Source organism: Pseudoalteromonas sp. 2CM32C (assembly GCF_023161925.1).
GTDB classification, from domain to species: Bacteria; Pseudomonadota; Gammaproteobacteria; order Enterobacterales; family Alteromonadaceae; genus Pseudoalteromonas; species Pseudoalteromonas marina.
This window is the reverse complement of record NZ_JALNTI010000002.1, coordinates 173319-199925: the sequence shown is the minus strand read 5'-3', so window position 1 is coordinate 199925 and position 26607 is coordinate 173319. Positions and strand designations below refer to the sequence as shown.

Genomic DNA, 26607 nt, shown 5'->3' with positions numbered 1-26607 from the left:
AAGAAAGGTTTCTAGCAATTATGCTAGATTGATAAAAATTATTTTAAAAAGGCTTAGATATGGAAAAGGTATTTCACTTAGGACTATGTATTGACGATCTACAAGGTGCAAAACTTGCGATTGTGCCCGGTGACCCAGATCGCGCTGCACGTATTTCTCAATTCCTAGACAACCCAACCTGCCTTGCTCAAACACGTGAGTTTCATGTTTATCTAGGTCAACTAAATGGCCACTCTGTGGTTATATGCTCAACCGGTATTGGCGGCCCATCTACATCGATTGCAGTAGAGGAACTTGCTCAATTGGGCGTGCGTCAATTTTTACGCATTGGTACTACGGGTGCTATTCAGCCGCATATTAATGAAGGTGAAATTTTAATTAGCCAAGCGTCTGTACGTTTAGACGGTGCAAGCCAACACTTTGCACCACTTAGCTACCCTGCTGTGTCTGATTTTTATGCAACACAAGCCATGGTTGAAGCTTGTAAAAACTTAAACATTGACTTTCATATTGGTATTACTGCATCTAGCGATACATTTTACCCGGGCCAAGAACGCTACGACACACACTCGGGTTATGTACCAAAAGCATTTCAAGGTAGTTGTGAAGAATGGCAAAAGCTGGGCGTAATGAACTACGAAATGGAGTCGGCCACATTATTCACTATGTGTGCAGCCCTTGGCTTGCAAGCAGCCTGTGTTGCCGGAGTATTAGTTAACCGTACTCGTCAAGAAATTCCTAACGTTGACCACGGTGAAATAGAAAGAAAATCAGTGGCTGTTGTATTAGAAGCCGCCAAGGTACTACTAGGTTAATTTTGCTTTACAAGTAAAATTATTATGAAAAAGCACAGCTAATAAGCTGTGCTTTTTTTACACTATTTAAGCGCTGCACTAATTACTTTTAGCTCTGGCAAATCAGTAAATCCCGATAGTACCGCTTTCGAAACACCCGCTTGATTTTCGTGCCCTTTAGTTTCTAAAAGTGTGATGCCTTTCACCGTCTCTTTATCAAAACTAAGGCCAGCTAAAAAGAACTGACTCAACGCGCTTTGCAAAGGCGATAAACTTGGGCTATAAGCTGCGTTTTCTGCATAACTGCCGTAAAAATCCCCATTATTGAATGTACTTACCTTGACCGCACTAAAATTTTGACTGTACGGTACATACGCATTTAACGCAAAGCCAGAAAAAGTCTCTTCGATCTGTTCGTCATCAAAAACCGCAAGCTGAGGCTTTGGGTTAAACAAGCTAAATTCGTTACCCAAATCGGTTGGTCCAAACGAGTGAGGTAATAGCTCTGCCAATTTAAAATGTTGACTTGGAAGTAAAATATCAAACTCTTTCGCATCGGCTAATTCATTCATAAATTGGCGACAGTAGCCACACGGAGCGTCGCTTATAGCAATTTTAAGAATTTTTTTAGCACCATTTAACCAAGCATTATTAATGGCAGACTGTTCTGCATGAACAACGAGGCTCAGTGCTTGATGATCAAACTCTACATTAGCGCCAAAATAAAAATTAACTTGTTGCTGCTCATCTATAGCTTTTACAATAGCACCCACATGAAAATGTGATACTGGAGCTACTGAAAACTCAGACGCTAAGGGTACTAAACCTTGTAACAGTGAATCGACAGAAACATTAAACTCTTTGCAAAGCTGTTCAATGTTGTTGGTGTTTAATATGCCGCGTTGCGACTTTAATTGGCTACGTAAGGACGCGGTTTGCGCTACGTTTAACGTGATATGAGAATTTGTAAGGGCTGTATCTTCTTGTACAGTAAAAGTTGCTGAAGCCATAATGTATTTTAATTATTCAATGGCTAAGTAGTTTAAAAGTTTAAGAGCCAAATTGCTAGGGCCTGTTGACCTTTCAGGCTTAAAACTTGTTCAAACTAGAGACGATTTAATCGTGGTGCGAGGTTTATAACCTATTGGTCTAAGTAAACCGAGCAAAACCTCCTCGTCCTGCTCATGCCCCTTACCTTCACCCATGTAGGCAACAAAGAGTTAATCGCACCTAGGGCGAACCTTCGGGCAACACGTGTTTGGTATTCACGCTGCGTTATCGCCTATTTATCGGGAATAAACACACTATATAGGCGCTGCCTTACCTAAGTACTAAACGCATTGCTGCAAATTTAACCCCGAAAGATAAACAGGCCTAGGTTATTAAACACAAAAAAAGGGAACACGGCGTGTTCCCTTGCTAAATAACAAACGTTAACGATTAACCGGTATTACGCATACCCGCAGCAATACCTGTCATGGTGATCATTAATGCATTATCGATATCACCTTCGTTGTGCTCCTCGTTAGAGCGAGCACGGCGAAGCAATTCAACCTGCAAGACATTGAGCGGATCGGTGTACGGGTTTCGTAAACTAATCGACTCTTTTATCCAAGGCTGAGCTGCAAGTAAGCTTTTTTGCGGGCTTAACGACTGCACAAGCTCAATGGCTTCTTCAAGCTCTTTTCGCAACGTTACACCTAACGGCTTGTACATATCTTCCACCAGCGCATTATCATAGTGCTCACTTAACCAGCTATCGGCTTTACTAAATACCATTTCAAGCATTTCTAAACGAGCTCTAAAAAATGGCCAATTGAGGCTCATTTCGTTTAGTGTTTCTAAGCCATATTGGTCTAGTGCCTTTTTTAAGCCTGTTAACGCACCTAACCAAGCAGGCAACATTAACCTGTTTTGACTCCATGCAAAAATCCATGGAATAGCACGTAAACTTTCAACGCCCCCATTAGGGTTGCGTTTTGCAGGGCGAGAGCCAAGCGGAAGTTTAGAAAGCTCTAATTCTGGCGTTGCCATTCTAAAGTAAGGAACAAAGTTTTCGTCGTGGCGAACAACATTGCGGTAATGCTCACACGACTGCTCACTAATAAGCTTCATAACTTCGCGCCATTGCGGCTTAGGCTCCGGCGGTGGTAATAAGTTACTCTGCAGTACTGCCCCTGCATATATATTTAAACTTTGTAGTGCTACATCTGGCAAACCAAATTTAAAGCGTATCATTTCGCCTTGCTCTGTTACCCGTAAACCACCTTTAAGTGAGCCTGGCGGTTGCGAATGCAGTGCTTGTGCAGCCGGTGCACCACCTCGACCAACAGTCCCTCCTCGGCCGTGGAATAACACAAGCTCAATGCCGCGCTCGTCTGCAAGCTGTACGAGTTTATCCATTGCTTCGTATTGGGCCCAACCTGCAGCCATCATACCGGCATCTTTAGCCGAGTCTGAATAACCAATCATTACATTTTGCGTATTTTGAATATGGCCGCGGTACCACACGTTATCGAGTAGCGTCGTGATCACGTCGCTACCATTATTCAAATCGTCTAATGTTTCAAACAATGGGGCAACTGGCAATTCAAAACTACAGCCGCTTTCTTTAAGAAGTAACTGTACAGCTAAAATATCGGATGCAGTGCGTGCCATTGAAATAATATACAGACCAAATGTTTTTTCATCTTGCTTTGCAATTACATCGAAGGTGTCGAGTACTTCTTGTACATCAGGGCTTGGTTGCCAATGCTTAGGAATAAGCGGACGACGCGAATTAAGCTCCGCTAGTAAAAATGCTTGCTTGTCTTGCTCTTGCCACTGGTTGTAGTCCCCTAACCCTAAATAACGCGTAAGTTCAGAAAAAACGTCGCTGTGGCGTGATGAATCTTGACGTACATCCAGTTTTGCCAAACGTAGGCCAAAACTGTTTAAACGATGCATTAAATCAAGTAGTAAGCCATCGGCAACGACTTTCATGTTACATTTTAATAGAGAACGATAGCACACCTCAATTGGGTGCTTAAGCTGGTTAATATCAGTAACAAGATCTTGTGCGTCAGTGCGTTTGTGCTTAATTTTTGCACCTAGATGCGCCACTGTTTCAGACACTTCGCCTTTAAGCTTTTTAAGCACAGTGCGGTAGGGTTCAAAGTCTTGGCCTGCCAACTCAATGAGTTCGTCGCTGGCGTCAGACATAGATAGCTCAGCGCATAACGTATCAATATCTCGGCTATATAAATCAAGTGCCATCCAGCGACCATGGTCAAGAACTTGCGAAGTAACCTGTGCAGTAACAAATGGGTTACCGTCTCGGTCTCCACCCATCCAAGAAGTGAATTCAATTGGGCTGTAGTCAATGGGCAACTCTAGACTTAATTGCTCTTTAGCATGCTCCGAAAATTCACGTAAAAAACGCGGAACAGCATGCCAAAGACTATTTTCAATAACTGCATACCCCCATTTGGCCTCATCAACAGGCGTTGGGCGCGAACGACGAATGTCGTCTGTATGCCACGCTTGGCTTATTAACTGAGCAATTCTATTTAAAATAGCCTCGCGTTCATGCTCCAAGTTATCTTTTCGCTCAAGCGATGCTAAACACTCGCTCAACTCTACGTGCTTGTTGATAATGGTACGGCGTGTAACCTCTGTGGGGTGTGCCGTTAGTACTAAATTAATGTGGAGTTTTGAGAGTGTGTCAGCAAGGTGGTTAGAGTCTAGCTGACCTTCTTGTGCTTTAGCGGCTAACGTTTTTAATGTTTGAGTGAGAGGGTTTTGCTGGCCAAGACCAGCGTCATTAAAACGCGATACAGTATGAAACTGCTCTGCCACATTGGCTAAATTTAAAAAATGATTAAATGAACGGGCAACCGGTAAAAGCTCTTCATCACTAAGCGCATGTAATACTTCAATTAACGCCTTGCGATCGTCTTCATTACCACTGCGAGAGGATTTTGATAAAGCGCGAATTTCTTCTACTTTGTCTAAAATTGCTTGGCCTTGGGCATCTTTTATCGTTTGACCTAATAATTGCCCAAGTAGACCCACATTACCTCGCAGGGCGGCATATTGTTCACTCATTTCTCAGTCTCCTTTATTTCATGGAGGACTATTAATATCATTATGAGCGCATATTTAATAGATCCATTTGCAATGTCATGTCGTAAAAAAGTATAGATAAAATAATCACAAAGCACTGGTATGATCATTTTTTACGACGGTAACTGCCCACTTTGCAGCACTGAAATGCAACAGTTAAAACAAGCAGATAAACACAGCTTAATTACCCTCGAGGATTTAAATGCTGTTGATTTTAGCGAGCGCTACAGGCATATAAACAAAAACCAAGCACTTACATACCTACAAGCGCAACTAAAAAATGGCGAGATAATTTATGGGCTAGACGTAACGTATCAAGCGTGGAAAACAGTTGGAAAACACCGCTGGTTGAAAATTTTTCGCTTGCCTGTTATTCGTATTTTTGCAGATTGGGGCTATATTTTTTTTGCAAAACATAGGCACTCTATAAGCAGGTTTTTAATGCCAAATACCCAGTGTAACAACGGCCAGTGCACCATAAAATCAAAAGGAAAAAAATGAAGACAATTATTCTTTTTGGCGCTAGTAGCGCGATTGCTAAAGCCTACGTCAAGTACCTTCAAAACCAAACAATTGAATTCAACATTGTATGCGTCAGTTCAAGTAACCATGTTCCACAACACAGTAACAACATTATTTTTTACAATACTGATTACTCTAATGACAGCTTATGTGGCCTTACTCAACATTTAAAAGATGAGCAAGCCGACATACACCAAGTAATAATGTTCAACGGTAAGTTACATAACTCCGAGCACATGCCAGAAAAAAAGCTTGAAGACATCAACGCTGATTATTTTAATTTGTTACTAAACGCAAATACGCTTACCCCATTGCTCTGCTTACAAAGCGTTTTGCCTTTAATCAATCATAAAACGCACTGCACTATAACTGCCTTAAGTGCACGAGTAGGTAGTATTAACGACAACAAAATGGGAGGCTGGTACACTTATCGGGCATCTAAATCAGCCCTCAACATGTTATTTAAAACTGCCGCAGTAGAGCTTGCTCGTCGTGCAAAGAACACTAAGCTTGTGCTATTTCATCCTGGTACAACCGACACTGACCTGTCTAAGCCTTTTCAAAAAAATGTACCCGAAGGCAAATTGTTTACACCTGAATTTGTAGCTCACCAACTTTTTGACTTAACAAATAACAACCCTGATTTAGAACTAAATGGCGAGCCAGCTTATTTAGATTGGCAAGGCTCAACTATACCGTGGTAAGGATTTAAAATGCATTTTACTAAAGCGCGTATCGACGCACTTGAAAAACGTACTCGTACACATTTAATAAACTCGTTATCTGGGTTTAAAAGTGCAAACCTAATAGGCACACAAGACCTACTAGGCAACACTAATTTATCGATTGTTAGTTCGCTTATTCATTTGGGTGCTCACCCTCCCCTCGTAGGTATGATAATGCGCCCACACAGTGTACCGCGCCATACGTTTGAAAATATATTACAAACAGGTGTTTACACCATCAATCAGGTAAATAAGTCTATTTATAAACAAGCGCATCAAACCTCAGCACGCTACGACAAAGACGAATCCGAATTTGAGGAAACAGGGTTAACACCTGAGTACTTAAATGAGTTTTCGGCTCCTTTTGTCAAAGAGAGTCGCTTAAAATACTCAGTAAAATTTGTTGAAAGTAAACATCTTGAAATTAACGGAACTGAACTAGTGATTGGTGAAATTGTCGATGTGTATTTAGATGAAACCGCTCTGCAAAGCGATGGATTTCTAGATTTACAAGCCATTGATACTGTCGCGGTTACAGGCCTTGATAGCTACCACACAGCAAATAAATTAACGCGCCTTCCCTACGCAAAAAAATAACTTTTAGGGGTGCATGTCACCCCTTTGTCATGACAAACGCACAACCCAACTTAACCCCAACGCACTCAAAATCTCAATTGATGTTGCTGATCGCAGAACATTGAATTTTAAAAATGCATTGCGCACAATAGCGAAAATTCCAAGGAGAATCCCATGAGCACAATCGGTATTGGCACGCAAACCCCAGAGCAAGCATTGGCCAGCTTAAGTAATATGACCCAATCGTTAACACCTATTCAGACTGACGAACACATTGAACGTATAGCAAAAGCACAAGCTTATATGACAGCTAATAACATTGATGCAATTTACCTAAATGCAGGGGCCAACCTCACCTACTTTACGGGTATGAAGTGGTATGCGAGTGAGCGTATGGTTGGCGCAATTTTACCTGCGATTGGTGAAGTACTGTACATTGCACCTTATTTTGAAATTGGTACTTTAGATGGCTTTAAAGTGGTTGAAGGGCCAATACACGGCTGGCAAGAGCACGAAAACCCTTATGCGCTATTTGTTAGCGTATTAAAGCAACTAAACATTAGTGACGACGCCACCATCGGCATCGATGAAAGCGCACAGTTCTTTATATTCGATGGTATTAACAAAGCGCAAAAAGGATTAAATATAATCAATGCGCAAGGCGTTACTGCACATTGCCGTATGCACAAATCGGTTAACGAATTAGCACTTATTCGGTGCGCAATGGACATGACCTTAGCCGTTCACCAAGCCACTGCGAGTATGCTTTACGAAGGTATTACCACCACAGAAGTAGAAGCCTTTATAAAAAAAGCGCATCAAAAAGTAGGTGCTCCGGGTAACTATTTTTGCATAGTACTGTTTGGTGTAGCAACGTCGTTTCCACATGGTGTTAAAGATGCGCAAGTGCTTAAAAAAGGCGATATGGTATTAATAGATACTGGCTGTAAAGTACACGATTACCTTTCAGATATAACCCGCACCTATGTATTTGGTGAACCAACACTGCGCCAGCGCATGTTTTGGGATCACGAAAAAGCAGCGCAACTGGCCGCATTTAACACCGCAAACATTGGCGCTACATGCGAAGATGTTGACGCAGGTGCTCGTCACTATTTAGCGGCTCAAGGGCTTGGCCCGCAGTACCAAACACCGGGTTGCCCGCATCGAACTGGCCATGGTATTGGTTTAGATATTCACGAATGGCCATACTTAGTTGGCGGTGATAAAACCCCACTTGCCCCAGGCATGTGCTTTAGTAACGAGCCAATGCTAGTGATACCCGATGAATTTGGGGTGCGTTTAGAGGATCATTTTTATATGACCGACAACGGCCCTCATTGGTTTACAGAGCCTAGCCACAGTATCGACGATCCATTTGGGCTTAACGCTTAATTCCTTCAAGAGCAGCTGTTTAGCTGCTCTTTTTATTTTATTCGTTGATAAAGTCCAGTTCATCCCAATATCCCTTTTATACAAAAGCAATCCGCAAAAGGATGAATATGAAAAATTTTAAAATTGATATCGTGTCAGACGTAATGTGCCCATGGTGTGTAGTAGGTTATAAAAATCTTGAGACAGCACTTGGCCAACTTAAAGACGAAATGAGTGCAGATATTACATGGCATCCTTTTGAGCTAAATCCAGATATGCCAGTTGAAGGTCAAGACTTAAACGAGCATTTAATGCAAAAGTACAACCTAACTGAAGAACAAGGCGATGAAAATCGTAAAAACATGTTTGAAGCAGGAAAGCGTGCTGGATTTACGTTTAACTTTGATGGCAAACGTATCATGATCAACAGCTTTGATTTGCATCGTTTATTAATGTGGGCACGCGAAGAAGGCAAACAAACCGAGTTAAAACTCGCCTTTTTTGAAGCGCACTTCACCGATTTAAAATACTTAAACCAAGAAGACGCTCTGCTTGATGTTGTCGAAAGTGTTGGCCTTGATAAAGAAGAAGCCCGAAATATTTTGCACTCAGATAAATACGTTCAAGCTGTACGCCAAGAGCAAAATAACTTTAAACAAATGGGTATTACCTCAGTCCCTACGTTTATCATAAACGATAAATACGCACTCACTGGCGGACAACCAAGCGACTCATTTATTCAAGCACTAAAACAAATTAGCGAAGAAGAAGCCAAGCAAGACGCTTGATATACAAATAAATTTTAAAATAAAGAAAGGCTGCAGATTGCAGCCTTTCTTATATATTTATGAGTTCAAAAATAATACAAACTTGTTATTTACCTTCGTTCTCTTTTGGTGTCATTATAGAAACTACATTTAACAAATCAATAATAGTACCTATAAAGGGATTTATAATGAAATATATAATTACAACACTAACTTCACTGTTTCTTTTAACTGCATGTTCGACAACACCTTTAGCTGATAGCCCTCACTCTACGCTTATAATGCCGAGTCCTCCGGAATATCCAATTAAAAACGCCCGTGAAAAGATAGAAGGTAGCGTGACAATGTCTTTTGATGTAGATACATCTGGTAAGCCAATTAATATTAAGGTGATCAAAGCTGAGCCTGTTAAAACTTTTGATAAAGCTGCAATTCGCTCTCTTTCTAAATGGCGTTACGCACCTAAAGTAGTTAATGGTATTGCAGTAGTTGATGAAGACTTAGAAATGACTATAGATTTCAATTTAGAAAAATAATAACTAACTAAAACAAAAAAGGCTGCACATTGCAGCCTTATTTATATACCCAAAGATGCTTCTTTAATTAAAGTGAACTAAGTACGATAAAGTACTTTAATAACATGCCAGCCAAATTTAGTTTTAACTAGGTGTGGCTCTAAAATAGCGCCATTGAAGGCTATTTTGTCAAACTGCGGAACCATTTGCCCGCGTCTAAATTCACCTAAGTCACCGCCTTTTTTACCCGATGGACACGACGAATATTTTTTAGCTAAGGTTTGAAATTTTGCACCTTTACCTAATTGCTTTATAATGTCTTCTGCTATTTCTTTGTGCTTAACCAATATGTGGAGTGCGTGCGCTGTACTTGCCATTTCAAAGCCCTGATAATTTAAAACGCGGCGATTTTAGCACAGCCCCTGTTTGAGGGCATCTAATTGATTTTATAAATAGTGAAGTTCATCACATTTAGAGGGAATACGGCAATACTGATATTTTCCAAATAAGGTATAACGGTTTAAAGCAATTTTATCGTACAGCCAATTATTAAAGGTATTAGGTAAAACACTAAAAATAGTTGCTAATTTGTAAGGGTAACCAAGCTGCTTTACTACTGTAAAAAAAGCATGGCTTTGTGTGAACACTTTGCCGTTTTCTAGGTAAACCATCGAGGCGTATTGAGTAGTTGAAAAACCAAAGTGAGTTAATAGCCGTTCACCTTTTGGGGATTGCACGCTACATAATTTAAAAATGGCATTGGTATCGTTACTAATTATAAAATTACACCACGCACTACATAATTTACACTGCGCATCGAATAATATAATTTTTCGATTACGCATTAGTGTGACTGCATTTTCACTCATTTATTTTCCTTAAGCGATTAGTGCTGGACCGGCTTTTTTTGTAACTTACGTTGCAATGTGCGTCTATGCATATTTAATTGCCTAGCTGTGACCGATATATTGCCATTATTACTGTGTAGAACTTGCTGAATATGCTCCCATTCTAAGCGTTCAGGCGACATAACAGCATCATCAATACTCGTTTGAAGCTCACTTGTTTCGTTATTAAGTGCTTTTAATAATGTTGCCATATCAATAGGTTTAGTTAAATAATCGTTTGCCCCTAAGCGCATTGCTTCAACCGCAGTGGCAATGCTAGCAAACCCAGTTAATAAGACTATATGTGTATTTTCTAATAAGTTGCGCAGTGGCTTTATAAGCATTAAGCCATTGTCGTCCCCAAGTTTCATGTCCAATAAAATTGAGTCGGGTACTAATTGGCGCGCACGAAGTAACGCATCACTTTGGTTATGCGCAACATCACAGGTGAAGCCTTGCTTAGTTAAACGCCTAGCAAGCGTACTGGCTAAATTTATATCATCTTCAATTATTAGTAACTTCATTGTGCTGCTTGCTCACTATTAATAATGGCTAATTGTACCTTTGCTACGGCACCGCCTTCTTTATGGTTAAATAAGGTTAGTGAGCCATTTAGTCGCTCAAACGTGACGTTAGATAACAACACGGCCAAACCCATGCCTTGTTCGCTAGGCATTACCTGCCCGCCTAGTTCAGCTAGTTGTGAGGGCGTAAACCCATCGCCAAAATCACGGATTAATAAGTCTATACATTGATCTTGCTGGTTAAGCTCCCAGCTTAACTCAAGCTCTGTTTTACCTTGTTTTTGATTTGCTATAGCCGCATTTTGCAACAAATTTAATATAGCTGGTAACAACATTGCGTCACTTAAAAGAATCGCATTAATGGAAGGTGTAGACCATTTAATATGTTGACCGGGGTACTGTAATACAAAGGTATCGTTAATGGCTGTTTGTAATTGCGTTATGGTTATTTGATCTTTAGCATTGTTAACCCGTATTTGCTCCGATAGCGCTCTAAAACTATTAAGTTGCTCTCGACATTGCTCAAGTGGGGTTTGCATCTGTTTAACTATAATATTGTTTGGTTGCTCCTCTAATAGCTCTTCAAACAACAGTTGTAAGTTAGCTATCGGTGTTGCTAACTGATGAGTTATTTGTGCTGCAGCTCCATCAAGCGTTACTAGTTGCTCATTTCGTAGTTGTTTTTCTCGGGCTTTGGCAATGACGCGTTCGCGATCTTTTAGTGCACGGCTCATGGCCCCTATCACAAGCGCTATTACACTGGTACTTAAAACAAAGTTAACCCACATGCCAACAAAGTGACCGCTCATGTTCATTTGATGCATACTGTGATCGGGCATGTTTATTAACAAAAAGCTGTATGCAGCAATGGCAAGCAAAGCAATATAGGCTAAGCCTTTTTCACGTAGTGTTACCGCTGCTATCATGATGGGCAGTAATAATAAAGACACAAATGCATTAGTTGCGCCGCCACTTAAAGAAAGCAAAATAGTTAAAAACAAAACGTCAGCAGTGAGTTGCATCAGCATAACCGAGGGCTTAGCGTGGCTAACGTGTCGGTAAGCAAATAGACTGACTAATTGAAACGCAGCTTCTAAAGCAATAACACCAAGTAAGGGCAGTAATGCCAATTGGTAATCAAGTAAAAAATAAACACTTAATACTGCAATTAATTGTACTGCAATGGCGCCGCTTCGTAGCATAAGTAAACGGCTGATAGTGGGATCAGTTTGCATTAACAAAACAATGATTTTCCAATTTAATAAATAAAAATGAGTTGAGTTAAAACGTTACTCGTCGTCCATTGAAATTGTAAAAGCAGCGCACGGTGTGCCTTGATGAAACACCATTTGCCATTGCTGCGCGCTATTTTTACGCCATAACGACATACGAAGTGAATAATTAAATTCGGCACGGGCTGAGCGCCTATACGCGGCTTGATAACTTATTTGCGCCACATCTATACTCAACATTCGGCCTTTAAAATGCTGATTATAAAACTGCGGTACCACTTCAGTAGGTAGGCGTGTGAGTACTTGGTATTTATTAAACGACGTGCCATTAGCAGCAATTTCGATAAACTCATCGTCGAGTAAAGCGTCGAGTGCACGCTCTGATTGGCGAACTTCAGGCTCAAGTAATTGACGCTCAGCCTCAATTAAATGATTAAACAACGACGCTTTAATTTTGCTGCTCATGTGCTTCCCTATTGCTTGTAAATTTGCCCTGCTTTCATAACAAATTGCACGTTTTTAAGTACGTTTATGTCTTCAAGTGGCGAACCATTTACGCTGATAATATCTGCTTGCTTACCAACACTCAAGTCGCCTAACTGATGGCTTTGCCCTAACAATTTAGCAGCATACACTGTGGCTGACTTTATTGCATGCGCCTCACTCATTCCATTATCAACCATTAAACCAAACTCGTTTGCATTAAGACCATGACGCGATACACCCGAGTCGGTTCCAAAGGCAATGTTTACCTTGTTTTTAAGCGCTAACTTAAACGATGCCTGCATTTTAGGCGTTACTTCTCGCACTTTATTCGCAATTGCCACTGGCATATTAGGATTAGTAAGTACCTCTTCACTTACCGTGGCACCAGCAAGCAGTGTGGGAACTAAATAGGCCTGCGTTTTATTGAATAAATCGACTGTTTTTTTATCTAAATAAGACCCGTGCTCTATTGAGTCAACCCCAGCTCTAAGTGCTGCTTTAATTCCTTCTGTTCCGTGCGCATGCGCTGTTACCTTACGCCCTAAATGATGCGCTGTATCTACAATAGCTGACAGCTCATCATCAGTGAGTTGTTGATTCACTCCCGCTGCGGTATTACTCAACACACCACCCGTTGCAGTAATTTTAATTACATCAGCACCACTTTTAATAACTTCTCTCACAGCACGGCGGCAATCGTCAGCGCCATTACAAATGCCTAATGTCGTTTTAAAAACATCGGTTATGTCTTTTCTGTAGCCATGCATATCAGCATGACCGCCGCTTGGCGATATTGTATTACCGGCTGCAAAAATACGAGGGCCTGCAATGTCTTGTCGTTCAATTGCGCGTTTTAACGGAAAAATAACTTGATAGTCGCTGCCTAAATCACGCACCGACGTAAACCCTGCATCAAGCGTACGCTGTAAATATTTAATAGAACGAAGCGCATAATCGGCTTCATATTCTGTAGCCCAACGATGTGGGTTTGCTTTAGCGTCACGTTCAAAAGTCACATGTACATGCATATCAATCAAACCAGGCATAACAAACTGGTTTTTTAAATTAACTATTTCAGCATCGGGTAAATTAAGTACTGACTTTGATACATAACCGTCTTTAATAGCCGTTATTTTGTCATTGGTAACAACTAAGGTCTGTTCTTTTTTTAATGTCTGCTCAGGTGCCACAAGTAAACTACCTGCGTAAATGATTTTAGAGTGTGCTGCGTTTACATTATTAACAAACATTGCCAATGCAATTGACGATAATGTTATGAGTGTTGTTTTCATACATGCTCCTTTTTTATACTAGCTTTACTCTAAAAAACCTTTAATAGCGAATATTTACGATACAAAGCATGCTATAAACTAGTCTTATAAGTCGAATTTTGGTATAACTTGCCGGTAATAAATTGAAGTTATACCACCTTAAGAGAACACACTATGCCATACGCACATATCACTGGTTGGGGCAAATGCATTCCACCAGCAAGTATTAGCAACGATGAAATTAGCGAAATAGTTGATACCACCGACGAGTGGATCACCACGCGTACTGGCATCAAATCTCGCCGTGTAAGCCATGTAAGCACGGCAGAGCTGGCAACTGTTGCAGCAAAACACGCACTTGCTTGCGCAGGTATTGACGCAAAAGACATTGATCTTGTCATACTTGCAACCTGTACGCCTTCAACAGTTGTTGCAAATACGGCATCCCAAGTGCAAAAAAATATTGGCGCAACAGGCGCAGCCGCCATGGATACGAATGCTGCGTGTTCTGGCTTTTTATACGCATTACAAGCTGCTACTGCGCAAATTCAAGCAGGCATGATCAAAAAAGCGGTCGTTATTGCTGCTGAACGAATGACTTGGTATGTAAACTGGGCGCGCCGCGACAGTGCAGTACTATTTGGTGATGGCGCTGGTGCTGTTGTACTAGAAGCTGCAGAAACACCGGCAGGTTTACTTGGCACTAAAACAGGGTGCGATAGTGAAGACCGCGACATTCTTCATATTACTAACTTTGGTAGTGATTTGAACAAATATGACCCCATTGGCCCGTCTGATCTGCTATTTGAAGGCAGAGAGATATTCAAGCGTGCCGTAAAAGGTATGAGTGAAGCCTGTGACGACGTTCTCGAGCAAGCTAATTTAAGCCTAGACGACATAAACGTACTAGTACCACATCAGGCTAATTTACGCATAATTCAGGCAATCCAGCACCGTTTAAAAGTACCTGATGAAAAAGTAATGGTTAACATTGCAGATTATGGCAACACATCAGCTGCAACCATTGCTATTGCGCTATGTGAAGCAGTTGAACAAGGGTTAATAAAGCCTCATTCAAATATTATGTCTGCGGCTTTTGGCGCGGGTTTAACATGGGCTGCAAGCTACATAAAATGGGGCGAACGTGTAACTCCAATTAGCGTTAGCGACGCACAATTAGCACCTTGCACCCAAACAGGTTTAGAGCTTGTGGCGCCAGCTGTAAAAGCATGTAAAGACGCTGAATAAGCTTGCTTTAAAAACGTATAATTAAAACGCACTTTTTAGTGCGTTTTTTATTTAAGGAAAATAAGTTTATGGAGCTTCTAGGTATTCATCATGCTGCAATTATTTGCAGTAATTATCCTCGCTCTAAACATTTTTATAGTGAAATTTTAAAACTCAACATTATTAACGAGCATTATAGGGAAAAGCGTAATTCGTATAAGTTAGACTTAGCAATGCCTGATGGTAGTCAAGTTGAGTTGTTTTCGTTTGAGGGTGCGCCCTCAAGGCCTAGTTACCCGGAAGCACAAGGCTTACGCCATTTAGCGTTTAAAGTCGACAATGTAACTAAAGCAAAAGAATATTTAGAAAGTAAAAGTGTGGCAGTTGAAGAGATTAGAATTGATGAAATTACAGGTAAAAAATTTACTTTTTTTGCCGACCCAGATGATTTACCGCTAGAGCTATATGAAGTTTAAGCTTCATATAGCGCTAATGTTTTACGGGTAATTAATGATTAAAGCGGTTTTGCAAATAGTTAAACACGGCTCTAATGCCAAGAGCTTCACCGCCAGCAGGGCGACCTGGCAGCGCACGTAAATTCCATGCCATCACATCAAAATGCACCCAAGGCGTGGTTGGCTCTACAAATTCTTTTAAGTAAAGTGCGGCGGTAATTGCGCCACCAAATGGTGTACTTGCACTATTAGCCATATCTGCAACATCACTTTTCAAAAACCCACGATACTGCTCAAATAAAGGCAACTGCCAAACAGGGTCATTCACACTGAGTCCTGCATCAATTATACCATTTGCTATATCTCGCTCTGTAGAAAAGAAACCAGGTAACTCAGTACCTAACGCTACACGACATGCCCCTGTTAATGTTGCAAAGTCAATAATAAGCTCCGGATTATCGTTTTGTGCTTCACTTAACGCGTCACACAAAACTAAACGCCCTTCAGCATCCGTGTTATCTATTTCAACCATAATACCTTTGCGCGTTTTTACAACATCGCCCGGGCGAAATGCATTTCGCGACACCGCATTTTCAACTGCCGGTACTAATACTCTCAAACGGACAGGCAATTTAGCAGCCATAATCAGCTGAGCTAATGCAATAACATGCGCAGCACCGCCCATGTCTTTTTTCATATTACGCATACCATTGCTTGGCTTTAAGTCGAGCCCGCCAGAGTCAAAACACACACCTTTGCCAACAAGCGTTATTAGTGGCGCATCATCTGCTCCCCACTTTAAATCAAGCAAACGCGGTTTATTCTCGCTTGCACGACCTACCATATGAATAGTTGGGTAGTTTTGCTCTAACAATTCATCGCCTATCCATTGTGAAAAATCACCGCCATGAGTTGAAGCCAAATCTTCCATCACTTGCGATAAATGTTGCGGCATCATATCGACGGCAGGCGTGTTTACTAAATCACGCGCTAAAAAAATAGCTTCCGCTTGCTGTTTGATACGCGTGTAAAGCTGTTCATCGCCAATACACAACTCGGCTTTAACAGTCGGTTTTTCTTTGTATTCACTAAATTCGTAGCCACCAAGAACAAACCCTAATGCCACAAACTCTATAAACGTATCGTCACCTTGAATTTGATAACTACCCACTGGTAGCGTATTGGCCAAATTGCCAGCAGCCCAAAAGTCGTTTGGGCTTTGCATTAAACAAATTACTTGGGACAACTCCCCGGAATTGCTATCGGGAATTAACGCTAAACCTTGCTTTTCAAAGCCTGTATTGTTTAGCCAATTTTGAATAAATGTTGGCTGCTTTGATTGCCAATCAGAGAGTTCGCTTTTAAGAATAAATGATAAAGGAATACCAGAAGATGTATTGCGAAGTAATGCACTCATTAAATAGCTCATAATTTGTAAAAATTGTTCTTACGAGCATATCAATAAGCACTATTAAAAGGTATCGCTAATTGTCGAGTTTTTAGTGTTATTTATTGTGTATATTTTTTTTAACTGATTCTTGATGCGATTGTTCTATTTCGTTATCAAGTTCTTTTATTGATTTATTAATGCTAAACGAGCTGGGCAATACATCCACCCCCACTAACCGCCCTAACTTAACAACAAGTGGAATAGTAACGGGTGAAAAAGGAAGCACAGCAAATACGCCCAATCCAAGGCCTTTTAAAATATCGACAAACTGCTCATTCGCTCGTTTAAGCTCTGCACTATTTGTTTGCCCTTGTGTATAACGCTTATATATGGCCAACATTTCTTTGGTTTCTTGTTTTTCTTGTGCAAGTGCAATTTTAAGCGCCACCATAGCGCGACGAAAACGAAGCTGCTGACGCTTTTTACTAATTTTTACTACACGCCAAGGGGCACGGTGAATAACTTTATATAATCGCATTTCTATATTTTCACACATGCTGTTGGGTTAACAAAGAATAATTTACTTGATTATGACTATACTTTATCCTTTGCACCAAACTAGTGCCAAAAAGTATTAACTATGACTGATTTAACAACTCAAATTCCACAAAAACCTGAAAAACCAAAATCTGATGAATGTTGCGGCAGTGGCAATTGTTATTCATGTGTGTGGGATGAATATAGAGAAAAATTAGCAACATGGAAATTAACAAATTTGCAAACTAAAACAAAAAAACAGGATGGCATTTAAAAAGCCAACCTCGAAAACCCTTCCCCCACCTGCATTAATATTCCCAATTATATATCAACCTGCACACAAATGGTTATAAGTAGCACTAAAATGCACCACCTTTGGATTTTTTACCTAATTAAAGTTTTGTTATTTAATAGTTAATTAATAATTGCTCTTGTTGTTTTTTATGTATAGTCTGTATTCAGGAGTTAACAGAAGGTGAGTATTTACGCTCTTATGATTCGATATTTCAATCGCGTTAAACCACTCTGTTCGTTCCACTATTATGATTAAGGCGTGCTTTAAAGTACGACTAAAACAAAATTATTCTAACTGGGGAAATTTAGAATGAAATTAAAAAATAATACGCTAAACCAAGCGATTAAATTTGCATTAGCCACAACCACCGCCGGATTATTCATCTCGGGCTCTGCAATAGCAGCAGATGAACAAAGCGAAGTTAAAGTTAATAAAAATGTAGAGAAAATTGCTGTAGTAGGTACGCGTTCAGCTCCACGTTCAATTGGTGATTCACCCGTTCCTATTGATATCATAGGTGGCGAAGAACTAGAAAAGTCAGGTAACACTGACATGCTAGAACTTCTTAAAGGCTCAGTTCCTTCTTTCAACGTTCATCAAAACCCTATTAGTGATGCAGCATCACTAGTTCGCCCTGCTAACCTTCGTGGTTTGCCATCAGACAGCACCTTAATACTTTTAAACGGCAAACGTCGTCACCGTGCATCTGTAATCGCCTTTTTAGGTGGTGGTATTAACGATGGTGCACAAGGCGCCGATATTTCAGTTATTCCTAGCATTGCAATTAAACAAGTAGAAGTACTTCGTGACGGTGCAGCCGCTCAGTACGGTTCTGATGCAATTGCAGGTGTAATGAACTTCCAATTAAAAGACGCTTCAGAAGGCGGTAAGTTTGAAGTTCGTAAAGGTCAATATTTTGAAGGCGACGGCGATACAACTCAAATTTCTGGTAACGTAGGTTTACCGTTTACAGACAGTGGTTTTGCAAACTTAAGCTTTCAATATAAAACAGCAGATGCAACGAGTCGTTCAGTTCAGCGACCAGATGCGGCAGGTTTTGCAGCAGCAGGCGTACCAGATGTTTCGTCTCTTGCTCAAGTTTGGGGTGCACCAGAAGTTGATGACGACATCTCACTTTTCGGTAATATAGGCCTAGACTTAACAAACAACTCACAATTTTACATGTTTGGTAACTACTCTGAGCGCGATGTACGTGGTGGCTTTTACTACCGTAACCCGCATACTCGTTCAGGTGTATATTCAAACGATGATGGCTCAACACTTCTTGTTGCAGACTTAACTGACGACATGAGCGCCAACTGTCCTACTATTTCAATTACAGACGGTAATGTTTTAGACGACCCTGCTTACATTAACGGTGTAGCTAACAATCCAGATTGTTTTGCATTTAATGAAATGATCCCGGGTGGTTTTACACCAAACTTTGGTGGCAACATTACTGATACCTCTTTAACCATTGGTACTAAAGGTGAATTTACAGACGGCTTTATGAAAGACGTATTGTATGACCTGAGTGGTACTGTGGGTTTAAATGAATCACGTTACTTTATTTACAACACGGTGAATGCATCTTTAGGTCCAGATACACCGCGCGACTTTAGCCCTGGTAAATATGAGCAGTTAGAGAAAAACTTTAACTTAGATCTATCTAAAGGCTACGACTTTGGCCTAGCATATGATGTGAACGTAGCCGGTGGTTTAGAATGGCATGAAGAAACATTTACAATCATCTCAGGTGATGAAGCATCATACACTGCGGGCCCATTAACAGCGCAAGGTTTTGGCATTGGTTCAAACGGCTTCCCTGGATTCAAGCCGTCGCAAGCAGGTGAGTTTACACGCCGTAACTACGCAGCATTTGTCGACGTTGAAGCACCATTTACAGAAGACTTCTTAATGGGCTTAGCGCTTCGCTTTGAAGACTACGACTCGTTTGGTAGCACAACAAACTACAAATTAATGGCTCAGTATCATGTAACTGAAGATCTAAATATTCGTGGTTCAATTAGCACAGGTTTCCGTGCACCAACCGTTGGTCAAGCAAACGTTAGTAACGTTCAAACAAACTTAAGTGACGGTGTGTTAAGAGATTCTGCATTATTACCACCAACTAACCCAGTTGCTGTTCAACTAGGTGGTACAGAACTTGAGCCTGAAGAATCGCAAAGTTATACATTTGGTGCAGTTTATACACTTGGCGATTTGTTCCTAACAGTTGATTACTACAACATTCAAGTTGAAGACCGTATCAGTCAATCTGAAAAAATTACGCTTAGCCAAGCTGACAAAGATACACTTTCAGCTGCGGGTGTACCTAATGTTGAAGGTCTTGCGCAAGTTAGTTTCTTCACTAATGACTTTGATACAACAACTCAAGGTGTTGATGTTGTAGCTAATTACACAGCAGATATTTTAGGTGGCAGCTCTACATTTAGCCTTGCTTACAACTGGAATGAAACTGAAGTAACTAAGTTCAGTGATATTACGGGTGAGTTTAAAGTTAAACGCCTAGAAGAAGACTTACCTAACCACCGTGCAACACTTACGTGGGCACAACAGTGGGAGTCAATCTCTGCGTTTACTCGTCTTAACTACTATGGCGAATATCAAGGTGTTCACGTAGATTACGATGCAACAGCTAAAACAGCAGACGCATCTGTAACGCTTGATGCAGAAATTACGTACTTTGTGAACGATTCAATCAGCTTCTCTGTAGGTGCACAAAACTTACTTGACCAAGATGCTGAAAAACTTGATTTCCAAGATGCAACGGGTATCCCAAATAATAACTGGGGTGGTAAATACTACGAAACATCTCCTTACGGTATTAACGGTGGTTTCTACTACGCTAAGGCCACGTATACTTTCTAATTTTTAGAATGAAAGCATTAAGGCGAAATGTTAAGACATTTCGCCTTTTTTATTTTATAGTAAATGAAAAATAAAATGCCCCACTATGCTACTAGATAAAGCCAACAAACTACTCGAACAAAACAAGCTCAAAGAAGCTGAATTTCATTACAAAACGATACTTGCTACTGAGCCCGAAAATGGCGAAGCCTTATTTGGTTTAGGTAAAATAGCACTAAGACTAGAAAAGTTTGATGCCGCAGTTTATTTACTACAAAAAGCCTGCGAACGTTTACCGCACATGTTAGAACCGCTTCACGCATTGGCAGACGCTTTTAATGGTGTTAATTCACCACAAGACGCACTTACCGTATTAGAATATGCAAAAAGCCTAGCAAGCCATAACCCTGAACCACATTATTACTTAGCCCAGCATTATTTAACACATGGTGATTTGGATAAAGCGCACACAACATTTGCACACGCATTGAGTATGGGCTTATACCCTGTCACAGCCTATATTTTGTTTGAATTAGTACAACTTGGCCGTTTTAATAAAGAACACAATTACATTAGTAATTTGCATCACTTAGTAACTCAAACTAACAACCTACGTCTTAAAATGGTGTGTTACTACGCATTAGGCAAAAGTTACGATAAACTAAACGATACAGATCAAGCTTTTAACTATTTTGAGCTAGCAAATACGCTACAATATAAATTAAGTACGTTTACAACCAAAGAGCTTGACCCTTTTTATGATCAGATCATTAAATTCAATACTCTTGATTTATTGGCTACACGTGAAGAAGACTTTTCCGCAACAATCACGCCTGTATTTATAATTGGCATGCCAAGAAGCGGGTCAACTCTACTAGAGCAAATGCTTATAAGTCATAGCCAATGTTCAAGCCTAGGCGAAAACACGAGTATTAGTAATAATGTTGTTGCCTTTTTAGAGCAAAAAACCAAAACTCCGTATCCTCAGTGCTTAGCCAATTTAACGCCTAGCCTAATTAATCAAGCTCGTAATATTTATATTGATACACTAAAAACAGCAACACCGTTAAGGCCGATTATTATTAATAAGCTACCAAGCAATTATCAATCGCTCGGGCTGATTTATATTTTATTTCCAAACGCTAAGTTTATTAATTTATCACGTAACGTTAATGCCACAGCATTTTCTGTATTTAGTAATTATTTTGCTGAGAACGAGCCGTACTTTTGCTCTTTAACTGAATTTAAGCACTACCATGGCTTATATGAAAAACTAATGACACATTGGAATACTTTAAGATTACCTGTGTTTAATTTAGCCTATGAAGACTTAGTAAATAATCCTAAAGACCAATTAAATACTCTTTTTGAGTTTTTAGGGTGTAAATATGAGCAAAACTGCTTATCGTTTTACAATCAAAAAAGAGCCGTCACAACACTGAGCAAACAAGCTGTTCGCCAGCCAGTAAATACAAATGCCGTTAGTAAATGGGAACGATACCAAGTCCCCTTGCTCAAGCTAATGAACAAGGGTGACTCTTAAACCATTGAAGTAAATCGTTAAATTGCTCTTTGCGGGCTATTGGATGAGTTAACATATTTATGTGGTCGTAATCTATACGGTGTCCATGGCGACGACCATAAATACGCATTTGTTGGATACCAGGGCCAGATTCATCAATAAACCTTTGAATATCAACTGGCTGAGCTAATGCTTTATCTTTAACCGCTGCAATATGTAGCGTAGGTGGCAAATGAAGTGAACGTAGTGCTTTTGCATAATCAAAATTATCATCTGAATCAACCCAAGGCTTTTTTTTAGCCCACTGCATGCTTTGATAATGCGACTTTTGGGTTTCATCGTCACTTCCCCACTTTAAGCGCTTTGCAGGTAAATACCCGTGCTTTTTAGCAAGTAATGGCGCCATAAAATACCAAATAAAATTAGCTTGAAGTAATTTTTTTGGATGATTATTAAACAGTGAGCGTTTTGAACCAAAGTAAACACATGCTTTTACATCATCAATATAATGTGGAAAGCGTGCAAATACGCTATTCATTAAAACGCCACCCCACGAATGGGCCACCCAGTAATCTGGTTTAGAACCTTCGAGCTGCTCAATTTTATTAATAAACGCGGGAATATCTTCTAATATAGCTTCGGTTTGCCCATAGGCAGCAGATTTAGATATAACAGGCTTACTTTCTCCGCGCCCACGCAGATCAGCGACATAGCAACGATATCCGTGCTCAGCTAAAAATGGAGCAAGACCTTTATTACTATGTGTATAAAAAATTTTGCCATTTTCGACTGCACCATGCATAAAGAATACGATGGGACCATTTTGTTGTTCATCGAATATTTTGCGTAAATGCAGTGTTTGTTTATCTGCTAAATTTATAGTTATTGATTGTTGAGAAATGGCCACGCTTAATCCTTATTGTTAACCTCAACTCATCGTACCAGTATTTTTAAATATGCCAAAGTAATTGTCTGCACTTTAATTACGAGGATTTGTTACAATTAACTATTGATATAGATTGCTAAAATAAATTCATGACTAAAAATACACCACGTGCAAAACTACACCCACGCAATCAGCATAATAACGGTTACGATTTTAACTTACTAACAGCTGCGCTGCCGGCTTTAAACCCTTATATAGTTAACACGCCTGCAGGTACTAAAAGTATTGACTTTGCAAATAATAAAGCAGTAAAAACACTCAACCAAGCGCTACTCAAAGCGCACTATAATATTGAATTTTGGGATATTCCCGAGCACAACTTATGCCCACCAATACCAGGGCGAGTAGACTATATCCATCACTTGGCCGATCTATTAAGCGAAGATAATAAACAAACAATCCCTCAAGGTAAGCAGGTTAAAGTACTTGATATAGGTACTGGTGCAAATTTAGTTTATCCATTAACAGGGACGAGTGAATATAACTGGCACTTCACTGGCTCAGATATAGACCCTGTCTCGGTTAAAATAGCCAAGCAGATTGCACAATTTAATGCCTTAAAAATAACGGTTAAGCTGCAAAAAAAACCGGCTAATATATTTAAAGGTGTTATAAACCAAAAAGATTTATATCACTTAACGCTTTGTAACCCGCCATTTCATGCAAGCGAACAAGAGGCAAAAAAAGGAAGTGAACGAAAATGGAAAAACTTAGGAAAAGCGCCCAGTAAAACGCTTAACTTTGGTGGTAACAACAACGAGCTTTGGTGCGAAGGTGGTGAAGTACAATTTATTACAACAATGATTGCAGAAAGTGAAGAATTTGCACAACAAGTGTTGTGGTTTACATCTTTAGTCTCAAAAAAAGACTCACTTAGTGCACTTGAAGCAAAACTAAAAACATACCCAATTGCGGAATATAAAATTATTGATATGGCTCAAGGGCAAAAAGTTAGCCGATTTCTTGCTTGGAGTTACTTTGATAAAGAGACGCGTGAACACATTTGTAATGAACTTGATTAAATAAGAAAAAGGAAAAATATGATAGATTTTCGTTCAGATACGGTCACCAAGCCAACAAAAGAAATGCGCGATATCATGTACAGTGCACCAGTCGGTGATGATGTTTATGGCGACGATGAAAGTGTAAATAACCTAGAGAACTTCGCTTCTACTCGTTTTAATTTTGAAGCCGCACTTTTTTGCAGCTCTGGAACACAAGCAAATTTACTTGGTTTAATGGCACATTGTGAACGTGGGGATGAATATATTTGTGGCCAAAATGCGCATAATTATAAATTTGAAGGTGGTGGTGCAGCAGTTCTAGGCTCTATACAGCCACAACCGATAGAAAACGAACAAAACGGTTCCATTAATTTCAATAAAATAGCCGCTGCAATTAAACCAGACGATAGCCACTTTGCAAAAACGCGATTACTAAGCCTAGAAAATACCATTGGCGGTAAAGTACTTAGCCTAGAGTACCTTGCCCAAACACGGGACTTTGTTAATGAGCATAATTTAGCTCTGCATTTAGATGGCGCACGTGCGTTTAATGCATCAGTTGAGTTAGAAGTTGATATTAAACAAATAACGAAACATTTTGACTCTGTGTCTATTTGCTTATCTAAAGGGTTAGGTGCACCGGTTGGATCATTATTATTGGGGTCGTCTTCGTTGGTAAATAAAGCTAGGCGATGGCGTAAAGTACTTGGTGGTGGTATGCGACAAGCCGGAATGCTCGCTGCTGCTGGGCAATATGCGCTTGAAAATAACATAAGTCGCTTAAAAGACGATCATGCTAATGCGCGCTACCTAGCTGAATGTTTAAGCTCACTTGAAGGCTTTAACGTAGATATGAGTAATACGACCAATATGGTGTATGCATCTTGTGATGAAGATTTTAATATTGTAGATATAGCTGAGAAGCTAAAACAGCAAGGTATTCTAATAAGCCCAAGTAAACAACTTAGGCTAGTCACGCATTTAGGGATAACTCGAAAAGATATAGACACCTTTATTAACGCGTTATCGGCCCATATTTAAAGCGGCTTTGTAATGTTTGCGGCATACCGATACATAACGATCGTTGCCGCCAATTTCAACTTGATTACCATCGGCAATCGCATCACCATTTTCATCGGTACGTAATACGTGATTGGCTTTGCGCCCACAATGGCACACCGTTTTAAGCTCAATTAGTTTATCAGCCCAAGCTAGTAGGTATTGAGAGCCAACAAACAACTCACCTCTAAAGTCGTTTCGTAAACCGTAGCAAAGCACAGGAATGCCTAACTCATCTACTACATCAGTTAACTGCATGACTTGCTCTTTGGATAAAAACTGACATTCATCGACTAATACACAATGGCGCTTTTTTTCATTGTTAAGCAATTGAATCAACTCATACACATCTTTACTTGCGTCAAATACATGTGCATCTGCTTGCAAACCTATTCGAGACGAAACCTTGCCAACACCTTCTCTATCGTCAATAGCTGCAGTAAGGATAACTGGCTCCATACCTCGCTCTTTATAATTAAAAGCCGATTGTAATAAGGTGGTAGATTTTCCCGCATTCATTGCAGAATAGTAAAAGTATAATTGAGCCATGATGGTGCCAAGTTACAAAAAGTGCGCTTATGCTACCCTAATATGCACTGAATACCAATTTCAAACGCCAAATAAGCTTATGGTTTAAAGTATTAGTTTTGAGGTTGTTTGGCAGAATTTAAATAATCAATGTAGATAGGAGCCGAATCAAATTCACTAACCCACTGCCACATTTTATGACTAAGCGTCGGATGATTTTCATAAAATTGATGCGAAAAAACTAAATAACCAAGCGTAAATTCGTATGGGGGAAATAGTGCTTTTACATCGGTGTCACTATAAGGGTAACTAGACGTTTTAATTTTATTAACTTGGCAAATATCTATGCTTGAGTCCACAACCCCTTTGTTAAGTAGCTCAAATGCACTTTCTTTTGACACCGTCTCGTGAACAAAAAGAGGTTCTTTTTTTAAAACAGCGCTCAAGCCATAACCGCTTGGCACAGCAATTGTAAATGTTTTGGTATTAAACTTATCGCGTGATTGCCATTGCGATCGAAATTTATCACGACCTAACAAGCAGCTGCCAAACCTGCTAATAGCAAACTGGGCATTAGGTTTTGCATTTTCATCCATTGGGTAAACGGCTATTCGCTCTCTGCCTTCTCTGAAGCTAGCAATAACTGCATTTACTTTATTTGATTCAAGATCCTTCAAGCACCTTCGCCAAGGTTTTCTTACAAACTCAATATCAACGCCATCAACCGCATCATCTAATAGCCGGAGTACGTCTGCCGAAGCTCCGGGCCTTTGAGTCGGGATCTCTTGCCCTGCACCTAAAAACATTGGCGCAATTTCCTTGTCTTCATAGCAAAAAAGTAACCTTTTAGCAGCGGCGTTTGCGCCATTAATCGGTAAGATACATAAAAAGATAAATATATAAGATAATGTATTAACTTGCATGGCTATTTTTTATTCGAGTATTTTTTATAGTGTAGCCTTTATAATATATGACACAAAGCTTACGACTACTAAT

The 26607-nt window shown here is 40.0% G+C and carries 27 protein-coding genes; 14 read left to right on the top strand and 13 right to left on the bottom strand.

From position 1 onward, the window contains the following. The first annotated feature begins 59 nt into the window (after positions 1-59). Entirely contained in the window at positions 60-815 is a 756-nt protein-coding gene (gene udp, locus MTF67_RS04790) for a uridine phosphorylase (protein WP_138739625.1), read from the top strand. A 62-nt stretch (positions 816-877) separates the two neighbouring features. Here the strand turns inward: udp and cdd are convergent, their stop codons facing one another. Together cdd and ppc are read right to left on the bottom strand one after the other, a co-directional pair. After that, positions 878-1804, bottom strand: coding sequence for a cytidine deaminase (cdd, locus tag MTF67_RS04785; protein ID WP_248518863.1), 927 nt, complete (start codon positions 1802-1804; stop codon positions 878-880). 430 nt (positions 1805-2234) lie between these two features. After that, the gene (ppc, locus tag MTF67_RS04780; protein WP_248518862.1) at positions 2235-4880 is read right to left on the bottom strand and encodes a phosphoenolpyruvate carboxylase; all 2646 of its coding nucleotides are present in this window, start codon (positions 4878-4880) and stop codon (positions 2235-2237) included. A 120-nt stretch (positions 4881-5000) separates the two neighbouring features. Between ppc and MTF67_RS04775 the strand changes: the two genes are divergently transcribed. From MTF67_RS04775 to MTF67_RS04750, 6 genes are all read left to right on the top strand, one after another. Then, the gene (locus tag MTF67_RS04775) at positions 5001-5399 is read left to right on the top strand and encodes a DUF393 domain-containing protein (RefSeq protein WP_248518861.1); all 399 of its coding nucleotides are present in this window, start codon (positions 5001-5003) and stop codon (positions 5397-5399) included. Further along, positions 5396-6124 (top strand): SDR family NAD(P)-dependent oxidoreductase, encoded by a 729-nt coding sequence (locus MTF67_RS04770; RefSeq protein WP_248518860.1) that lies wholly within the window; start codon positions 5396-5398, stop codon positions 6122-6124. Before MTF67_RS04775 ends, MTF67_RS04770 begins: the two co-directional genes overlap by 4 nt. A 9-nt stretch (positions 6125-6133) precedes the next feature. Beyond that, entirely contained in the window at positions 6134-6742 is a 609-nt protein-coding gene (locus tag MTF67_RS04765) for a flavin reductase (protein WP_248518859.1), read from the top strand. A gap of 153 nt (positions 6743-6895) precedes the next feature. Beyond that, complete coding sequence (locus tag MTF67_RS04760; protein WP_248518858.1) at positions 6896-8116, top strand: Xaa-Pro peptidase family protein; 1221 nt, start codon at positions 6896-6898, stop codon at positions 8114-8116. A 107-nt stretch (positions 8117-8223) separates the two neighbouring features. Continuing rightward, positions 8224-8883 carry a DsbA family protein gene (locus MTF67_RS04755; protein WP_006791653.1) on the top strand — a complete coding sequence of 220 codons (660 nt, stop codon included), beginning with the start codon at positions 8224-8226 and terminating at the stop codon, positions 8881-8883. Between the two features lie 167 nt (positions 8884-9050). Further along, positions 9051-9398, top strand: coding sequence for an energy transducer TonB (locus MTF67_RS04750; RefSeq protein WP_006791652.1), 348 nt, complete (start codon positions 9051-9053; stop codon positions 9396-9398). A gap of 77 nt (positions 9399-9475) precedes the next feature. Here MTF67_RS04750 and MTF67_RS04745 read toward each other — a convergent pair whose 3' ends face one another. The 6 genes from MTF67_RS04745 to MTF67_RS04720 all read right to left on the bottom strand — a co-directional run bounded on the left by MTF67_RS04745 (position 9476) and on the right by MTF67_RS04720 (position 13798). After that, positions 9476-9754 (bottom strand): peptidylprolyl isomerase, encoded by a 279-nt coding sequence (locus MTF67_RS04745; RefSeq protein ID WP_004588770.1) that lies wholly within the window; start codon positions 9752-9754, stop codon positions 9476-9478. 69 nt (positions 9755-9823) lie between these two features. Beyond that, entirely contained in the window at positions 9824-10246 is a 423-nt protein-coding gene (locus MTF67_RS04740; RefSeq protein ID WP_248518857.1) for a DCC1-like thiol-disulfide oxidoreductase family protein, read from the bottom strand. A gap of 17 nt (positions 10247-10263) precedes the next feature. After that, positions 10264-10788, bottom strand: coding sequence for a response regulator (locus MTF67_RS04735; protein WP_058404626.1), 525 nt, complete (start codon positions 10786-10788; stop codon positions 10264-10266). Continuing rightward, on the bottom strand, positions 10785-12023 hold the full coding sequence (locus tag MTF67_RS04730; protein WP_248518856.1) for an ATP-binding protein: 1239 nt from the start codon (positions 12021-12023) through the stop codon (positions 10785-10787). The genes MTF67_RS04735 and MTF67_RS04730 overlap by 4 nt, the downstream gene beginning before the upstream one ends. A 54-nt stretch (positions 12024-12077) precedes the next feature. Next, positions 12078-12485 carry a DUF4440 domain-containing protein gene (locus MTF67_RS04725; RefSeq protein WP_008126189.1) on the bottom strand — a complete coding sequence of 136 codons (408 nt, stop codon included), beginning with the start codon at positions 12483-12485 and terminating at the stop codon, positions 12078-12080. Positions 12486-12493: 8 nt separating this feature from the next. After that, on the bottom strand, positions 12494-13798 hold the full coding sequence (locus tag MTF67_RS04720; RefSeq protein ID WP_248518855.1) for an amidohydrolase family protein: 1305 nt from the start codon (positions 13796-13798) through the stop codon (positions 12494-12496). A 153-nt stretch (positions 13799-13951) separates the two neighbouring features. On the opposite strand from MTF67_RS04720, the gene MTF67_RS04715 reads away from it, so the two are divergent. Together MTF67_RS04715 and MTF67_RS04710 are read left to right on the top strand one after the other, a co-directional pair. Then, entirely contained in the window at positions 13952-15025 is a 1074-nt protein-coding gene (locus MTF67_RS04715; protein WP_248518854.1) for a ketoacyl-ACP synthase III, read from the top strand. A gap of 68 nt (positions 15026-15093) precedes the next feature. Continuing rightward, complete coding sequence (locus tag MTF67_RS04710; RefSeq protein ID WP_203987382.1) at positions 15094-15480, top strand: VOC family protein; 387 nt, start codon at positions 15094-15096, stop codon at positions 15478-15480. A gap of 31 nt (positions 15481-15511) precedes the next feature. Here MTF67_RS04710 and MTF67_RS04705 read toward each other — a convergent pair whose 3' ends face one another. Beyond that, positions 15512-16876: a leucyl aminopeptidase family protein gene (locus MTF67_RS04705; protein WP_248518853.1), complete on the bottom strand. Its 1365-nt coding sequence runs from the start codon at positions 16874-16876 to the stop codon at positions 15512-15514. An 88-nt stretch (positions 16877-16964) separates the two neighbouring features. Beyond that, positions 16965-17387, bottom strand: a complete 423-nt coding sequence (locus MTF67_RS04700; protein ID WP_033018928.1) for a hypothetical protein — start codon at positions 17385-17387, stop codon at positions 16965-16967. Positions 17388-17489: 102 nt separating this feature from the next. Here MTF67_RS04700 and MTF67_RS04695 point away from each other — a divergent pair, with 102 nt between their 5' ends. The 3 genes from MTF67_RS04695 to MTF67_RS04685 all read left to right on the top strand — a co-directional run bounded on the left by MTF67_RS04695 (position 17490) and on the right by MTF67_RS04685 (position 22095). Beyond that, complete coding sequence (locus MTF67_RS04695) at positions 17490-17660, top strand: oxidoreductase-like domain-containing protein (RefSeq protein ID WP_006791642.1); 171 nt, start codon at positions 17490-17492, stop codon at positions 17658-17660. A gap of 330 nt (positions 17661-17990) precedes the next feature. Beyond that, a complete protein-coding gene (locus MTF67_RS04690) occupies positions 17991-20573 on the top strand; it encodes a TonB-dependent receptor (protein WP_248518852.1) in 2583 nt (860 codons plus the stop codon). Between the two features lie 85 nt (positions 20574-20658). Then, positions 20659-22095: a sulfotransferase gene (locus MTF67_RS04685; RefSeq protein WP_008126177.1), complete on the top strand. Its 1437-nt coding sequence runs from the start codon at positions 20659-20661 to the stop codon at positions 22093-22095. Here the strand turns inward: MTF67_RS04685 and MTF67_RS04680 are convergent. Further along, complete coding sequence (locus MTF67_RS04680) at positions 22067-22981, bottom strand: alpha/beta fold hydrolase (protein WP_010556770.1); 915 nt, start codon at positions 22979-22981, stop codon at positions 22067-22069. The genes MTF67_RS04685 and MTF67_RS04680 overlap by 29 nt on opposite strands. A gap of 128 nt (positions 22982-23109) precedes the next feature. Here MTF67_RS04680 and rlmF point away from each other — a divergent pair, with 128 nt between their 5' ends. Together rlmF and ltaE are read left to right on the top strand one after the other, a co-directional pair. Next, positions 23110-24042 carry a 23S rRNA (adenine(1618)-N(6))-methyltransferase RlmF gene (gene rlmF / locus MTF67_RS04675; protein ID WP_248518851.1) on the top strand — a complete coding sequence of 311 codons (933 nt, stop codon included), beginning with the start codon at positions 23110-23112 and terminating at the stop codon, positions 24040-24042. A gap of 18 nt (positions 24043-24060) precedes the next feature. Then, on the top strand, positions 24061-25065 hold the full coding sequence (gene ltaE, locus MTF67_RS04670; protein WP_248518850.1) for a low-specificity L-threonine aldolase: 1005 nt from the start codon (positions 24061-24063) through the stop codon (positions 25063-25065). Here the strand turns inward: ltaE and MTF67_RS04665 are convergent. Continuing rightward, positions 25048-25632 carry a thymidine kinase gene (locus MTF67_RS04665; protein WP_248518849.1) on the bottom strand — a complete coding sequence of 195 codons (585 nt, stop codon included), beginning with the start codon at positions 25630-25632 and terminating at the stop codon, positions 25048-25050. The genes ltaE and MTF67_RS04665 overlap by 18 nt on opposite strands. Before the next feature lie 92 nt (positions 25633-25724). Then, complete coding sequence (locus MTF67_RS04660) at positions 25725-26417, bottom strand: transporter substrate-binding domain-containing protein (protein ID WP_248518848.1); 693 nt, start codon at positions 26415-26417, stop codon at positions 25725-25727. Positions 26418-26607 lie beyond the last annotated feature (190 nt).

Coding starts and splice junctions, on each gene's coding strand:
- udp (WP_138739625.1), top strand. CDS start 60: ATGGAAAAGGTATTTCACTTAGGACTATGTATTGACGATCTACAAGGT.
- cdd (WP_248518863.1), bottom strand. CDS start 1,804: ATGGCTTCAGCAACTTTTACTGTACAAGAAGATACAGCCCTTACAAAT.
- MTF67_RS04765 (WP_248518859.1), top strand. CDS start 6,134: ATGCATTTTACTAAAGCGCGTATCGACGCACTTGAAAAACGTACTCGT.
- MTF67_RS04775 (WP_248518861.1), top strand. CDS start 5,001: ATGATCATTTTTTACGACGGTAACTGCCCACTTTGCAGCACTGAAATG.
- MTF67_RS04745 (WP_004588770.1), bottom strand. CDS start 9,754: ATGGCAAGTACAGCGCACGCACTCCACATATTGGTTAAGCACAAAGAA.
- MTF67_RS04750 (WP_006791652.1), top strand. CDS start 9,051: ATGAAATATATAATTACAACACTAACTTCACTGTTTCTTTTAACTGCA.
- MTF67_RS04720 (WP_248518855.1), bottom strand. CDS start 13,798: ATGAAAACAACACTCATAACATTATCGTCAATTGCATTGGCAATGTTT.
- ltaE (WP_248518850.1), top strand. CDS start 24,061: ATGATAGATTTTCGTTCAGATACGGTCACCAAGCCAACAAAAGAAATG.
- MTF67_RS04770 (WP_248518860.1), top strand. CDS start 5,396: ATGAAGACAATTATTCTTTTTGGCGCTAGTAGCGCGATTGCTAAAGCC.
- MTF67_RS04755 (WP_006791653.1), top strand. CDS start 8,224: ATGAAAAATTTTAAAATTGATATCGTGTCAGACGTAATGTGCCCATGG.
- MTF67_RS04695 (WP_006791642.1), top strand. CDS start 17,490: ATGACTGATTTAACAACTCAAATTCCACAAAAACCTGAAAAACCAAAA.
- MTF67_RS04690 (WP_248518852.1), top strand. CDS start 17,991: ATGAAATTAAAAAATAATACGCTAAACCAAGCGATTAAATTTGCATTA.
- MTF67_RS04685 (WP_008126177.1), top strand. CDS start 20,659: ATGCTACTAGATAAAGCCAACAAACTACTCGAACAAAACAAGCTCAAA.
- MTF67_RS04705 (WP_248518853.1), bottom strand. CDS start 16,876: ATGAGTGCATTACTTCGCAATACATCTTCTGGTATTCCTTTATCATTT.
- MTF67_RS04725 (WP_008126189.1), bottom strand. CDS start 12,485: ATGAGCAGCAAAATTAAAGCGTCGTTGTTTAATCATTTAATTGAGGCT.
- ppc (WP_248518862.1), bottom strand. CDS start 4,880: ATGAGTGAACAATATGCCGCCCTGCGAGGTAATGTGGGTCTACTTGGG.
- MTF67_RS04740 (WP_248518857.1), bottom strand. CDS start 10,246: ATGAGTGAAAATGCAGTCACACTAATGCGTAATCGAAAAATTATATTA.
- MTF67_RS04665 (WP_248518849.1), bottom strand. CDS start 25,632: ATGGCTCAATTATACTTTTACTATTCTGCAATGAATGCGGGAAAATCT.
- MTF67_RS04735 (WP_058404626.1), bottom strand. CDS start 10,788: ATGAAGTTACTAATAATTGAAGATGATATAAATTTAGCCAGTACGCTT.
- MTF67_RS04715 (WP_248518854.1), top strand. CDS start 13,952: ATGCCATACGCACATATCACTGGTTGGGGCAAATGCATTCCACCAGCA.
- MTF67_RS04730 (WP_248518856.1), bottom strand. CDS start 12,023: ATGCAAACTGATCCCACTATCAGCCGTTTACTTATGCTACGAAGCGGC.
- rlmF (WP_248518851.1), top strand. CDS start 23,110: ATGACTAAAAATACACCACGTGCAAAACTACACCCACGCAATCAGCAT.
- MTF67_RS04660 (WP_248518848.1), bottom strand. CDS start 26,417: ATGTTTTTAGGTGCAGGGCAAGAGATCCCGACTCAAAGGCCCGGAGCT.
- MTF67_RS04710 (WP_203987382.1), top strand. CDS start 15,094: ATGGAGCTTCTAGGTATTCATCATGCTGCAATTATTTGCAGTAATTAT.
- MTF67_RS04760 (WP_248518858.1), top strand. CDS start 6,896: ATGAGCACAATCGGTATTGGCACGCAAACCCCAGAGCAAGCATTGGCC.
- MTF67_RS04700 (WP_033018928.1), bottom strand. CDS start 17,387: ATGCGATTATATAAAGTTATTCACCGTGCCCCTTGGCGTGTAGTAAAA.